The 11911-nt window shown below is 35.1% G+C and carries 13 protein-coding genes and 1 other RNA gene; 12 read left to right on the top strand and 2 right to left on the bottom strand.

What is annotated here, in order from left to right; genetic code table 11:
* The first annotated feature begins 18 nt into the window (after positions 1-18).
* From BCI01S_RS02180 to BCI01S_RS24575, 4 genes are all read left to right on the top strand, one after another.
* The gene (locus BCI01S_RS02180; protein ID WP_061796466.1) at positions 19-993 is read left to right on the top strand and encodes a DUF2515 domain-containing protein; all 975 of its coding nucleotides are present in this window, start codon (positions 19-21) and stop codon (positions 991-993) included.
* Positions 994-1137: 144 nt separating this feature from the next.
* A complete protein-coding gene (locus BCI01S_RS02175; protein WP_061796464.1) occupies positions 1138-1392 on the top strand; it encodes a hypothetical protein in 255 nt (84 codons plus the stop codon).
* Between the two features lie 51 nt (positions 1393-1443).
* Positions 1444-1815: a YppE family protein gene (locus BCI01S_RS02170; RefSeq protein WP_047940400.1), complete on the top strand. Its 372-nt coding sequence runs from the start codon at positions 1444-1446 to the stop codon at positions 1813-1815.
* Positions 1816-1990: 175 nt separating this feature from the next.
* Positions 1991-2503 carry a YppG family protein gene (locus BCI01S_RS24575; protein WP_082809990.1) on the top strand — a complete coding sequence of 171 codons (513 nt, stop codon included), beginning with the start codon at positions 1991-1993 and terminating at the stop codon, positions 2501-2503.
* 61 nt (positions 2504-2564) lie between these two features.
* Here the strand turns inward: BCI01S_RS24575 and BCI01S_RS24570 are convergent, their stop codons facing one another.
* Positions 2565-2717: a YpzG family protein gene (locus tag BCI01S_RS24570; protein WP_082138221.1), complete on the bottom strand. Its 153-nt coding sequence runs from the start codon at positions 2715-2717 to the stop codon at positions 2565-2567.
* A gap of 150 nt (positions 2718-2867) precedes the next feature.
* Positions 2868-3350 (bottom strand): Hsp20/alpha crystallin family protein, encoded by a 483-nt coding sequence (locus BCI01S_RS02160; protein WP_047940401.1) that lies wholly within the window; start codon positions 3348-3350, stop codon positions 2868-2870.
* Positions 3351-3574: 224 nt separating this feature from the next.
* Between BCI01S_RS02160 and BCI01S_RS02155 the strand changes: the two genes are divergently transcribed.
* The 8 genes from BCI01S_RS02155 (at position 3575) to BCI01S_RS02120 (ending at position 11897) form a co-directional block, all read left to right on the top strand.
* A complete protein-coding gene (locus BCI01S_RS02155) occupies positions 3575-4363 on the top strand; it encodes an alpha/beta fold hydrolase (protein WP_061796462.1) in 789 nt (262 codons plus the stop codon).
* A 79-nt stretch (positions 4364-4442) separates the two neighbouring features.
* A complete protein-coding gene (locus BCI01S_RS02150; protein ID WP_047940403.1) occupies positions 4443-6725 on the top strand; it encodes a DEAD/DEAH box helicase in 2283 nt (760 codons plus the stop codon).
* A 10-nt stretch (positions 6726-6735) separates the two neighbouring features.
* Positions 6736-7992 carry a ribonuclease H-like domain-containing protein gene (locus tag BCI01S_RS02145; protein ID WP_061796458.1) on the top strand — a complete coding sequence of 419 codons (1257 nt, stop codon included), beginning with the start codon at positions 6736-6738 and terminating at the stop codon, positions 7990-7992.
* 396 nt (positions 7993-8388) lie between these two features.
* A complete protein-coding gene (locus tag BCI01S_RS02140; RefSeq protein WP_047940405.1) occupies positions 8389-8733 on the top strand; it encodes a CotD family spore coat protein in 345 nt (114 codons plus the stop codon).
* A 396-nt stretch (positions 8734-9129) separates the two neighbouring features.
* Positions 9130-9687 carry an SLOG family protein gene (locus tag BCI01S_RS02135; protein WP_095322300.1) on the top strand — a complete coding sequence of 186 codons (558 nt, stop codon included), beginning with the start codon at positions 9130-9132 and terminating at the stop codon, positions 9685-9687.
* Positions 9688-9762: 75 nt separating this feature from the next.
* Positions 9763-10065: a cell division regulator GpsB gene (gpsB, locus tag BCI01S_RS02130; protein WP_047940407.1), complete on the top strand. Its 303-nt coding sequence runs from the start codon at positions 9763-9765 to the stop codon at positions 10063-10065.
* 108 nt (positions 10066-10173) lie between these two features.
* Positions 10174-10553, top strand: an RNA gene (gene rnpB / locus BCI01S_RS02125) — RNase P RNA component class B.
* 210 nt (positions 10554-10763) lie between these two features.
* A complete protein-coding gene (locus BCI01S_RS02120) occupies positions 10764-11897 on the top strand; it encodes a THUMP domain-containing class I SAM-dependent RNA methyltransferase (protein ID WP_061796453.1) in 1134 nt (377 codons plus the stop codon).
* Positions 11898-11911: the final 14 nt, after the last annotated feature.

The following is an 11911-nucleotide window of genomic DNA, read 5'->3' as shown; positions in this document are numbered from 1 at the left end:
TCATAAGAGGTGAACAATTTGATAGGTAAAAAATCATATTTTTCTTCATTGGAAGAAGAAAAACTTATTAATAGAATAAGACTAATTACCGATAAGTGCAACTTTGACAATATTTCGAGAACGAAAGCATATCTCCACTATTATAACAAACATAAAGAAATACAATGGGCGTTTCTTGCGAGTCAAGTTTCCCGAAATGCAGGCTGGAATATGTGCGATTTGAATGGAAGTTGGCTCCCACAAGTAGTTAGTCAAGAAAAAAGACAGCAAATATTCTTAACTTACGAGAAAGCTAATTGGCTGATCTTTCATGATGCATACCCCCAATTATTACTCTATGAATATTCGACGAAAAAAAACTTGCCAATGTTTCATTTATTAAAATTTTTTCAAGTTTCCTCTTTTATGGAAGAAGAATGGAATTTCTATTGGGAGAATAAAAATAAGAAAAGATTAATGAATAGCTTAATTATTAATGAACAAAATGTTATTCAACAGCCTGTCATAGAAAACACAACAATTAAGCATCATGTTTTTCATTATCTTCCATATCTTTTTCAAGATTTTTTCCATTTTAACGCAGTCCTTTTCCCAACTTTGCAAGGAACACTTTATGGGGCAAGCGTTTCTAACTTCACATCACTAAGCGAACGGATTAAGCTTGGCAATACTTTAGCAAGTCTTTTATTTAAACCTAATTTATATCAAGAGTTCTATGATTTTGCAAGAAAAATAGAACATACAGGTTCGAGGAGTGATTATGAAAAATACATATACCCAAATTTAACCAATACGACACCTTTTTTACGAGCTGCTTATCCAGTAGTGAGGCATCAATATATATTAAGAAATGATTGGTTTAAAAAGAATATCAAGAAAAAGTGGCGCATCCTGAAGGAACAGAAAGAACCTTTTCATATTACTGATTGGTATCTGAAAAAACAGCAGCAATTACATGCGCTTATTCGTCAGAAAAACAAATGGTTAACCTAATATTTGCTTAATCTTGTCGAAATTTAAACCAGTAATAAGAATATGTACTTTCTTTGCCGAATCTCTTCTAGTTTTGTCAACGATGCAGGATAGTTGCTAAAAAAAAAGAAAGAGTATATATCAAAATAGCCTGGAGGGATTTGCATGGAAAATGCTTATACAAAAGAAAAGTTATTGAATCTGTTAGAGGAAATCCAAGAGGAATTAGATACATTGGATGCAATGCTTTTAAATTCCTTTAATCAAAACATGCATCTTGTGAAGGATCATATTACTTCTTTAAATGACATAGAAAGAGGAATCACTACTATGGAGAAAAAAATGGCAGCCAGTAAATTAACTATTCATACAGATGGTCCGCGACAACAAATGCCTCTTTACTTGAACTTGGCAAAGTAAATCGTTAAAATAAAATCATTAACGATAATAGGTAAAAATGGAGTGGCAAAATTGACGGAAAATCATCAATTGATGGAATATACAACTAAGCTTCTAGAAGCAGTAGAGTATGCATTAGATACGTTTTATAAAGTGAAGGAATCAGGAGTTGATAAGGATTTTTATGAGATTGTCCGACCTTTTGCCAATCAGATTAAAGAGCTTAATGATAAATGGAAGGAAATGGCGACAGAGTGGGTGCAGAAATCTAAGCCTGATTATTTGAATAAGATCCAAATAAATACAGCCGCTGATCATATTGAAATTATTTCCATTCAGGCATTTTTTACGCAAACAAGTAAAAAACGCTTTCTTGATTCAGCGAAATCTGTAAAATATATACTGCAAACATTACTGGATGCGTTAAAAAATGAAACGAAATAAGGATTAGTAAAAGGGAGATGAAATTTCTCTTTTTTTTTTGCTTTTTTGTTAAATTTAAATTCCTGTTCCTTCTTAGATAACATAGAGGTCAAATTATTGGTACATCAATGCACAGTATAGGCGTTATTATCATATAGTAGATAAGGATATCTTTAACGTGGGAGGATAGAATTTCATGAATAAAGCATCTAATCAACAAAGCTGGAACATGCCACCTTATCAGACCGCTTATACGCATCCTGTGTCATCTGATAACAGACTATATCATCCATATATAAATCAAGGACAGTGGAATGGAGCAGGCATGAATGGACAAAATTTTTACAACATGCCACCAATGCAGCCGAATTATCAAACTAACCAATCGAATTATTACCACCCGCAAAATGCTTATAAAAACAATACACAAGATATATTCCAAAATCCACTTCATTATATGGAGAACAGTGAACTGAATCAATACACACCCAATTATATGAATCAAAGTCAAGGCTTTATGAATCCATATCCAAAGCAGTCCTTTATTCCGAAAAAACAAGGAAATATGAAAAGCATTATGAATTCTTTTAAATCACAAGATGGTTCTTTAGATTTTAATAAAATGATGGATACTGCAGGAATGATGATGAATGCAATGAATCAAGTAACAGGATTGGTAAAAGGAGTCGGGGGAATCTTTAAGGTGTAACATACCTTAGGAAGCAATAAGCAGAGGCTGTCATGCGACAGCCTCCATTTCTTTTTCTCTACTACCAGCGGTGTGCTTTTGCATTACTTCTTAGAATGATATTATTCTGAGACATTTGCGTATGCCCATTTACTTGGGATTTAGAACGTTTAGGTCTCGTCCAATTGTGATGAAAAAGCGCAGAATGAGAATCTAACTGATCTCTATAACTCATCATATCACCTCAGGAAGTAAGATTAGAAAGAAATAGAAGGGATAGAAAAAGGATCCCTCCTTCTACCGTATGGAAGGAGAGGATATTCTTTTAACACCCACTATTAATATGTGCAGAGAAAGGAGAATTTACTCTTTCTGAATTTATGGATTAGTCTCGATCTTCAATCATAATTTTTTTTCCTTTTTGTTTAGGGACTTTAATCGTAAGCAATCCATTTTGATAAGATGCCGTTACTTTTCTTTCATCAATTGGATGAGGAAATGCAATGCTTCGGCTGTTTCTTTTATACGTTTTACTTGTATGAAATGTTTTAGTCTGCGAATTTTCCTCTGTTAAAATTTCCTGATGATTAATACTGATAGTTAAATAATGATCATAGATGTCTAATTGAATTTGTTCTTTATTAACTCCAGGCAGCTCTGCCTTAATAATCGTAGCACCTTCTGTTTCATTTACACTCAGTGGAAAAGCCATATTAGGAAATGGGTTACTAAAAAATTCATCCATTTGCTGCAGAAAGTTTTTCACTGGCTTTTCCTGAAAAAACTGATTCATAGAACGCATGAACCCATTTAATGGCTGCGGTGTTTTTTCTTTTTTGTTTGGATCCATTGGGAAATTGGATGACATAATAAATTCACTCCTTACACTTAAAATATGAATGAAAGCTTTAAGTATTTTTTTTTTGCTTTAAAAATGGATATACTTTTTTCTACTATCCTATGCCCAATAGCTTGAATTGGTGTTTGGGTGTAAATTTTTTGAAATTCTATATAGTCAGAGGATGTTTCGTTCATCCATATAGAAAAAAAGTGATATATTAAAGGAAAAAGAAAGAAAGGAAGTTTTTAAAGATGAATCATATTGTAGTTGACAATGAACAACTATCCTATATAGAAGAAGGAAACGGAGAAACCGTTGTATTAATTCATGGTTTTTGTGGCAGTGTCGATTATTGGGAGTATATCATTCCACTCCTTTCTGAAAAGTATCATGTAATAGCAGTAGATCTAAGAGGACACGGCAGCTCTACCTATAGCGGTGAACCATTTGAGATAGAAGATTTAGCAAAGGATATAAATAGGCTGTTAAAAAAATTAGAGATAGAAAAAGTATATATGTTTGGTCATTCACTTGGGGGCTATGTAACATTGGCCTTTGCTGAACTTTTTGCAGAGCATTTAAAAGGCTTTGGCTTAGTACATTCCACTGCCTATTCTGATACAGAAGAAGGGAAAGAAGGCCGATTAAATGCTATTCGTAAAATCCAAAATCTTGGAATAAAAGAGTTTGTCAATGGGTTAATTCCTAATTTATTCGCAGATGAGTCACTAATGAATTTAACTGATGAAGTAGAAAAAGCAAAAAAAATTGGCTATCAAACCGATGGAATTGCGGCGATGGAGACACAAGCAGCAATGAGAAAAAGACCAGATAGAAATGGTGTAGTTGAACAGGCGAAGATTCCTGTTTTACTTATAAAGGGAACGAAGGATAAAGTGGTTTCCTTAGATCGCGTTACTTCTGCTACAAATAGGAATGTCTCAGAAGTGCAATTAGAAACAGGGCATATGAGTATGCAGGAAGCACCAGAGAAGCTGGCAAATGCGATTCATTCCTTTATTTCGTCAAATAGTAAATAATGGCTGCTTTTTTCTTGTTAAAATCTCTTTCAAATCGAACGTCTATTCGATAAAATAGATGTATTAGAGGTGAAACAAAATGAAAGTACGTAAAAATCTTCAAGAAATTATAAAGGATTTAAAAACAAAAGATGAATATAAAGAGAGAATTTCTTTTTGGCATACAATTGAAGCGAAAGAGGCTGTTACCGTTCCGCTTCCAGATGATTTAATTCCTAATTTAAAAGATGCTTTGCAAAAGCGCGGGGTCACCCGGTTATATACACATCAACATTCCTCGTATCAGGCAATTCGAGAAGGGAAAAGCATCGTTGCTGTCACCCCAACAGCATCAGGTAAAACGCTTTGCTACAATCTGCCTGTCATCCAGTCGATTGCCGAGGACAAAAACGCCCGAGCATTATATATGTTTCCTACAAAGGCACTTGCACAGGATCAGAAAAGCGAATTGAATGAATTAATTGAAAGTGCAGAACTACAAATAAATAGTTATACATATGATGGAGATACACCTGCTTCTATTCGGCAGAAAGTTCGAAAAGCTGGCCATATTGTTATTACCAATCCAGATATGCTTCATTCTGCCATTTTGCCCCATCATACAAAATGGGTATCTCTATTTGAAAATCTTAAGTACGTCATTATCGATGAGCTCCATATATACAGAGGTGTATTCGGGAGTCATGTAGCCAATGTAATCCGTAGATTAAAGCGGATTTGTGCATTTTATGGCAGCAATCCTATTTTTATATGTACATCTGCTACGATTGCAAATCCAAAAGAATTAGCGGAAAACTTAACAGAACAACGTGTCCAATTAATAAATAACAATGGTGCTCCAAGTGGAAAGAAACATTTTGTTTTTTATAATCCTCCTATTGTGAATATCCCTTTGAATATAAGGAGAAGTGCTACTTTAGAAGTACGCCAATTAGCAGGAGAATTGTTGAAAAATAAAATTCAAACGATTATTTTTGCCAAAAGCCGTGTACGAGTAGAGATATTGCTTACGTACTTACAGGAACTTGTCAAATTTCAGCTTGGACCTAAATCCATCCGCGGCTATCGAGGCGGCTATTTGCCAACAGAAAGAAGAGAAATTGAACAGGGATTACGTCAAGGCAATATTTATGGTGTGGTCAGTACAAATGCGTTAGAGCTAGGAGTGGACATTGGACAACTTCAAGCTTGTGTCATGACTGGATACCCTGGTACAATTGCAAGTTCGTGGCAGCAAGCAGGAAGAGCAGGCCGCAGGCATGATGAATCCCTTGTTATTATGGTCGCTAGCTCAAGTCCTCTAGATCAGTATATGGTGGCAAATCCAGATTATTTCTTTAGCAGAAATCCAGAAACGGCGAGAATAAATCCTGATAATCTTATTATTCTCATTGATCATATGAAATGTGCAGCTTACGAACTTCCTTTTAAAGAAGGGGATACTTTTGGCAATTGTGAGATTACCGAAATACTTGAATTTTTAACAGAAGAGCGCATTCTTTTTCAAAATGGGGATAAATGGTATTGGATGAATGATTCTTTTCCAGCTCATAATATTAGTCTCCGTTCTGCTTCTCAAGAAAATATCGTTATTATTGATATTTCGGATGTAAGTAAAAGCAGAGTAATTGGCGAAAGCGATCGCTTTTCAGCGATGACATTATTGCATGAAGAAGCAATTTATATGCATCAAGGAATACAATATCAAGTAGAAAAGCTTGATTGGGAAGAAAAGAAAGCATATGTCCGCGAGGTAAGTGTTGATTATTATACAGATGCAAATTTAGCGGTATCCTTAAAAGTGTTAGAAGAAGATAATAAAAGCAACTATCTAAAAGCAGAAACCGGATTTGGTGATGTCAGCATTGTTGCAATGAGCACTATTTTTAAAAAAATAAAATTTGAAACCCATGAAAATATTGGCTCTGGCCCGATTACTCTGCCAGAAGAGGAGCTCCATACAAATGCAGCATGGATATCTTTTCAGCCAAGTGATTTGGTATGGGAACAAGAGCAAACAGAACAGGGTCTATTAGGGGCTGCTCATGCATTAAAGCATATTGCCCCATTACTTGTCATGGCAGATCCACAAGATTTGCATGTAGTCCCACAAGTAAAAGCAGAACATAATGAAAAAGCAACAATATTCTTCTATGACCAATATCCTGGCGGGATTGGTTTAAGTAAGAAGATATATGAAGAAATGCCTGCCGTATTAAAAGAAGCAAAAAAAATGGTGAAAAATTGTTCCTGTGAATATGGCTGTCCTTCCTGCATAGGGACAGAGAGCCATGCGCATAACAGTAAAAGAGATGTAATGAAAATTCTCTCGCTTTTAGAGAATAGTGAGATTTCCATATAAGGGGATTAAAATGTCTATTAAAAATAAATTGAACAGAATGAAGACACATCTAAAAAAAGAAGAGCAGACCATACTTGTGAAAAATCTCGAAGCAAAAAAGGGGACAATCCCCTTTATGAAGGAGTGGGAACAGGAAAATGTCTTGCCTTATTGGTTGGATAGTGAATACTGCTTAATTCGAGAAGTGCGCTATCCTCTCGATTATAATCACGGGAACTATACATTTCGAGATTTTTGTGGGGTGGTTGATGAATGGAATAAGGTAAGCTATGATCATCCCCTTTCTGCAAAAGGACATCAGCCCAAGGATTTATTCTTTTTTGATACAGAAACAACAGGACTTGGAGGCGGTGCAGGCAATACTATTTTTATTCTTGGTTATGCTCAGCTACAACAAGAGGAGATCGTTTTAAAACAGCATGTATTGCCACATCCTGGAGCAGAAGTGCCTTTATTTAATAGTTTCTTAGAGAATGTAGACTATACAACTCTCGTAACCTATAACGGCAAGGCCTTTGATTGGCCGCAAGTGAAAACAAGACATACGTTAATTAAGGAGCATGTACCAAAGCTTCCTGAATTTGGTCACTTTGATTTGTACCACGCTTCCCGCCGTATGTGGAAGCATCGTTTAGAAAGAACAAAATTATCTATAGTGGAAGAAGAAATTCTCGGGGTAAAGCGGGAGAATGACATTCCTGGGTTTCTTGCTCCAATGATTTACTTTGATTTTGTAGAAAGAAAAAATCCTGAAGGAATGCTTGGCATCTTAAAGCATAATGAAATAGATATTCTTTCTTTAATTACCTTGTACACCCATCTAAGCAGTCAATTGTTAAGAAAAGATCAAAAAATCAGTGCAAGAGAGACTTTAGAGGTAGGGAAATGGTACGCAATTATCGGGCAAACAAATGTTGCCAAGCAAAACTTAGAGAGTATTAAGGAGCAGAATAAAGAAGAGCTTTTAGAAGCAGCTTTTTTATTAGCTAAGGAGTATAAAAGAGAGAAGAAGTTTGAGGATGCTCTTGGTTTGTGGCAAAAAATTGCGGAAACATATACAGGGAAGACGAATCAGGTCATGGTTATTCAATCATTAATTGAACTAGCAAAATTCGCTGAACATAAAGAGAAAAATCCTCAAAGAGCATTACAATTCACAAAAAAAGCGCAAAATCTACTTTATAAACAAGAAACATTAGGGAAGATGGAACAAGAACTTCAAAAAAGGCACGAACGTCTAGTTAGAAAACTGCATACGATTAAATGAAATCAATAATTCCATTAATCACCTAGTTGTATGTACTCTCGTTCCCTATTAAAATAGGAATGTATTCATTAAGTGAAATAATATTCTCTTGAAAGAAGATAGGGAAAAGAAGTATTTTTCATAGAATGATAAATAGTCTAAATGAAATACTAATGGAGTGAACGAATTGTATAAAGTAGTTATGTGTTTATTTTTTGTGCTTGTTTGTTTAACTATCATCTTGTTTTCAACACTAAAAGACAGCTTTTACGCTTTTCTTTTATACAATTTTTTGCATCGATAAACAAAGCTTTAAAAAACATGACAAAATAGGTGTTTGTATTAGTACAAGATTATCCCTTTCAACATAAGTTGTTACTGTAAGATAACTAAAATTATTTGAGAGGAGATTTTCTTATGCATTGTAAACCTAATCATATTTTACCTGCAGTAGTTCATCCGACAAAATGTTGCGTGAATAACACTTTTACAAATAATATTGTGCCGCATATTCACCCAACTCACACTACTACTGTAAATCATGTGAACTACGAGCACCAACATTTCTTCCCGCATACTCAATCTAGTGAGACAGTAGTAACTAATACTCAAGCTAATATGGGTCCTGCTCCAGCTCCATTCCCAACTGCACCTGCTGTTCCTCAAATGGGAGGAACTCCATTTACAGCAACTGGTCAATTCTTCCCAGGTCAAGCTGGTATGTCTGGAATGCCTGGTGGATTTCCATTCAGAAAACGATAAGGAAAAAACACAAGTTGCTTTTTAAGTTTCTTGTAGTTTGTAGACAAAGAGGACCAGAATGTTTTCATTCTAGTCCTCTTTGTCATTTCGGGTCTCGTATTATTATATTGTGTTATTTGCTATACAACGGAATCATTTTCCTTAAGTTGCACACTAATGAGAACACGAGGCATTGCTGCAAACTCGTTTATGTTTATATAAAAATGTGTGGAAATTTATTGGGTAGATTATTTTCATTCATTTTATCAAATACTTATCATATAATGAATCTGTAATGATAGACTGGCTGCGAAACAGCAATCTTTGGCTAAAAAAATATAAATTCTTTATGGGATAATATATTTATGATATATTTTATATAACTACTGTAATTGTGAAGGAGTTCCTTAGATTATTATGAAAATAGCCGTCATTTCTGGCTATAAGCCTTTCGAAATTGGAATATTTAAGCGAGACGAATTAGCAGCCGAATACATAAAGATAGCGATTAGAAAGAACTTGCAAGCACTGCTCGAAGAAGGACTCGAGTGGGTATTAATAAGTGGCCAGCTTGGAACAGAGCTATGGGCTGCAGAAGTAGTATACGATTTGCAGATGGAAGAATATCCAGACTTAAAACTAGGGGTGATTACACCTTTCCTTGAACAGGAACAGAATTGGAAAGAGGCAAATCAAGAATGGTATGAAGAAATAATCTTGCAAGCTGATTTTGTTGATTCTGTTTCGAAGAAGCCCTATGAAAGTCCCCAGCAATTAAAAGATAAGAATATTTTTTTACTAACAAAAAGTGATGTGTTACTGCTTTTTTATGATGAAGAGAACCCTGGCAGTCCTAAGTACTTATATGAGCTAGCACAAAAGTATCAGGAGCAAAACTCATATGAAATTCGCAAAATTCAATTTTCAGATCTCCAAGATATTGTAGAAGAAGCAAGGTTTCAGGACGAGTATTAATAGATTTATTGACAAAATGGCGTTTCTTTGAAAAAATAATTGAGATAAATGGTAATCGACTGAGGTGAGCGATAAATGCTATCAGATAAAATGAAATTAACAGCAAAAGATATTTTAGAAAAAGAATTTAAAACAGGTGTAAGGGGCTATAAACCAGAAGAAGTTGATAAGTTTTTGGATTTAATTATTAAAGATTATGAAACCCTTCACCAAGAAATTGAAGAACTGCAGCAGGAGAATTTACGTTTAAAGAAGCTGGCAGAGGAAGCTAGTCGTAGACAGCCTGCTCCAACGACAGCCGGAACTACAAACTTTGATATTTTAAAAAGGTTATCTAATTTAGAAAAGCATGTATTTGGAAGTAAGCTATATGATTAATGTTTTTAAATTTTCTATGCAGTATTATAGTTGAAAAGCTAATAATTTCCTATAATAACCATTGCATTAGATAGGTAAAACAACTATAATAGCTATTGTATCAATAAAACGCTTTGGTAATCGCTGCAAACCTTGTTTGTAGAGGAAAGTCCATGCTCGCACAAGCTGAGATGCTTGTAGTGTTCGTGCCTAGTCAAAAAATAAGCTAGGGCAGCATATTTATGCTGACGGCAGGGAAAATACCTAAGTCTTCGGATATGGTATGAATACTTTGAAAGTGCCACAGTGACGTAGCTTTGTCAGAAATGACAAGGGTGGAACGAGGTAAACCCCACGAGCGAGAAACCCAAATTATGGTAGGGGAACTTTCTCTGAGGAAATGAACGGAAGAGAAGGACAGAAATTATTTTCTGTAGATAGATGATTACCGCCTTAGTACGAGATGAAAAGTCGCATGAGTACAAAGGAACAGAACATGGCTTATAGAGCGTGATATTGATTATAATGATAATAACATGACAAAGGGTGACACGTAGATTTGTGTCTGATATGCTGGGAGAATTTTTTTCTAATCAGTATGTCATTCATATAATCTGGTCATCCTTTTTATATGGAATATACATACTAATTTGAAGCTATAGAACAAGCAATAATGATACATAAGAAAATACAGCTAAAATGATGATAAAGGAGTCGTTATGAGAAATTTTGACTTAATAGCTACTGCAGCAATGGGACTTGAAGCAATAGTTGCAAAAGAGGTAAGAGAGCTAGGCTATGAATGTTCGGTGGATAATGGTAAAGTTTTATTTAAAGGCGACGAAAAGGCAATTGCAAGAAGCAATATGTGGCTTCGTACTGCTGATCGTGTAAAGATTAAAGTTGCTGAATTTAAAGCAACAACCTTTGATGAACTTTTTGAAAAAACAAAAGCGATAAGATGGGAAGAATATCTTCCAGTAAATGCACAATTCCCTGTTTCAGGTAAATCTGTCAAATCAAAGCTTTTCAGTGTGTCAGATTGTCAAGCAATAGTTAAAAAGGCGATTGTTAATCGGATAAGCACTCATTATAAGAAAACAGGGTGGCTAGAGGAAAACGGCGCGTTATTTAAGATTGAAGTTGCTATTTTGAAGGATATTGTTACATTAACGATTGATACTTCAGGACAAGGACTCCATAAAAGGGGGTATCGCGCAGGACAAGGGGAAGCACCTTTGAAAGAGACACTTGCTGCTGCTTTAATTTTATTAACTAATTGGACAGCGGATCGACCTTTTGTAGATCCTTTTTGTGGATCTGGTACCATTCCAATTGAAGCAGCTTTAATCGGGCAAAATATCGCACCAGGCTTTAATCGTGATTTTATCTCGGAAACATGGGATTGGATGCCAAATGAAGTATGGGAAGAGGTACGTCAAGAAGCAGAAGAAAACGCAAATTATGATCAACCACTTGAAATCATTGGAACTGATATCGATCATCGGATGATTCAAATAGCGCAAGAAAATGCTTTTGAAGCAGGACTGGGAGACCTTATTACCTTTAAGCAAATGCAAGTAAAAGATTTTACCACAATGAAAGATAATGGTGTTATTGTAGGCAATCCGCCATATGGAGAGCGGTTAGGAGATAAACCGTCTGTTCAAAAAATGTATCAGGAAATGGGACAAGCATTTGCACCACTTGAAACATGGTCTATTTATATGCTTACAAGTGATGAAGAGTTTGAAACGCATTATGGCAGAAAAGCGACGAAAAAACGCAAACTATTCAACGGATTCATTCGAACAGATTATTATCAATACTGGGGCAAGCGAAAAAGAGACTAACACATAAAGTCTGC

The sequence above is a fragment of the Niallia circulans NBRC 13626 genome, assembly GCF_001591585.1.
Lineage (GTDB): Bacteria > Bacillota > Bacilli > Bacillales > Cytobacillaceae > Niallia > Niallia circulans.
The sequence above is the reverse complement of the archived record's forward strand: the minus strand, read 5'-3'. Positions and strand labels throughout refer to the sequence as shown.

Bases quoted from the DNA above. Each gene is read 5' to 3' on its own strand.
- BCI01S_RS02135 (WP_095322300.1), top strand. From the start codon at position 9,130: ATGAAAATAGCCGTCATTTCTGGCTATAAGCCTTTCGAAATTGGAATA.
- BCI01S_RS02155 (WP_061796462.1), top strand. From the start codon at position 3,575: ATGAATCATATTGTAGTTGACAATGAACAACTATCCTATATAGAAGAA.
- BCI01S_RS02160 (WP_047940401.1), bottom strand. From the start codon at position 3,350: ATGTCATCCAATTTCCCAATGGATCCAAACAAAAAAGAAAAAACACCG.
- BCI01S_RS02150 (WP_047940403.1), top strand. From the start codon at position 4,443: ATGAAAGTACGTAAAAATCTTCAAGAAATTATAAAGGATTTAAAAACA.
- BCI01S_RS24575 (WP_082809990.1), top strand. From the start codon at position 1,991: ATGAATAAAGCATCTAATCAACAAAGCTGGAACATGCCACCTTATCAG.
- gpsB (WP_047940407.1), top strand. From the start codon at position 9,763: ATGCTATCAGATAAAATGAAATTAACAGCAAAAGATATTTTAGAAAAA.
- BCI01S_RS02145 (WP_061796458.1), top strand. From the start codon at position 6,736: ATGTCTATTAAAAATAAATTGAACAGAATGAAGACACATCTAAAAAAA.
- BCI01S_RS02140 (WP_047940405.1), top strand. From the start codon at position 8,389: ATGCATTGTAAACCTAATCATATTTTACCTGCAGTAGTTCATCCGACA.
- BCI01S_RS02175 (WP_061796464.1), top strand. From the start codon at position 1,138: ATGGAAAATGCTTATACAAAAGAAAAGTTATTGAATCTGTTAGAGGAA.
- BCI01S_RS02120 (WP_061796453.1), top strand. From the start codon at position 10,764: ATGAGAAATTTTGACTTAATAGCTACTGCAGCAATGGGACTTGAAGCA.
- BCI01S_RS24570 (WP_082138221.1), bottom strand. From the start codon at position 2,717: ATGAGTTATAGAGATCAGTTAGATTCTCATTCTGCGCTTTTTCATCAC.